The sequence below is a fragment of the Vibrio sp. Vb0349 genome (assembly GCF_033338975.1).
In genome coordinates this window covers 1-1,146 of sequence record NZ_JAWOTS010000355.1, presented here as the reverse complement: position 1 = coordinate 1,146, position 1,146 = coordinate 1, and the positions used below count along the sequence as shown (strand labels likewise).

The 1,146-nt window shown below is 48.5% G+C and carries 2 protein-coding genes; both read left to right on the top strand.

Annotation, left to right across the window (positions count from 1 at the left end; all coding sequences use genetic code 11):
- Position 1: 1 nt before the first annotated feature.
- Positions 2-277, top strand: coding sequence for a flagellar hook-basal body complex protein FliE (gene fliE / locus R7Q47_RS25810; RefSeq protein ID WP_050485412.1), 276 nt, complete (start codon positions 2-4; stop codon positions 275-277).
- Positions 278-291: 14 nt separating this feature from the next.
- On the top strand, positions 292-1,146 hold an 855-nt coding region (fliF, locus tag R7Q47_RS25805), incomplete at its 3' end, for a flagellar basal-body MS-ring/collar protein FliF (protein ID WP_318090204.1).

Here is a 1,146-nt window from a genome sequence, read left to right as displayed (position 1 = left end):
CATGATGGTTGAAGCGACCAACACCACTCCGACAGGAACGGGTGCGAAAGTGGGTGCAGATTTCAATGATCTCCTAACCAAAGCCATCAATAACGTAAACTCACTTCAAAAATCATCTGGCGATCTACAAACGCGTTTTGATCGTGGTGATGCCGATGTTTCCTTATCTGACGTCATGATTGCTCGTAACAAATCCAGTGTTGCTTTTGAAGCCACTGTTCAAATCCGCAATAAGCTCGTTGAGGCCTACAAAGACCTCATGAACATGCCAGTGTAATTTAGGTAATAAGTGTGGCAGACAAGTCTACAGATTTAACCGTCACTGATGGCGGCTCAGATGGCGCACTGGTTTCTAGCTCCGATATGGATGTGGAAAGCCAAAATCCAGATTTAGAAGAGCGCAGTGCATCAAAATTCGATATGGCCGTGGGCGACCTCGATTTGCTTCGACAGGTCGTGCTTGTGCTATCGATCTCTATCTGTGTTGCGTTAATCGTTATGTTGTTCTTCTGGGTAAAAGAACCAGAAATGCGTCCGCTTGGCGCTTACGACACTGAAGAACTGATCCCTGTTCTGGATTACCTTGACCAGCAAAAAATCAATTACAAACTCGATGGTAATACCGTTTCGGTGGAGTCGAGCGAGTACAACTCAATCAAATTAGGCATGGTGCGTTCGGGCGTCAATCAAGCGACCGAAGCGGGCGATGACATTCTGCTGCAAGACATGGGCTTTGGCGTTTCTCAGCGCCTAGAGCAGGAACGTCTTAAGCTCAGCCGTGAGCGTCAGCTAGCTCAAGCCATTGAAGAAATGAAGCAGGTTCGCAAAGCGCGAGTGTTGTTGGCGTTGCCGAAACACAGTGTGTTTGTGCGTCATAACCAAGAAGCTTCCGCCTCAGTATTTTTGACGTTATCGACAGGTGCCAACCTTAAGCAGCAAGAAGTGGACTCGATTGTCGATATGGTCGCGAGTGCCGTTCCAGGCATGAAGACATCGCGCATTACCGTCACGGATCAGCATGGCCGTTTGTTGAGCTCTGGTTCGCAAGATCCGGCGTCTGCCGCGCGTCGTAAAGAGCAAGAGTTAGAACGCAGCCAAGAACAAGCACTGCGTGAAAAAATCGACTCTGTTCTGCTGCCTATTCTT

Bases quoted from the DNA above. Each gene is read 5' to 3' on its own strand.
- fliE (WP_050485412.1), top strand. From the start codon at position 2: ATGATGGTTGAAGCGACCAACACCACTCCGACAGGAACGGGTGCGAAA.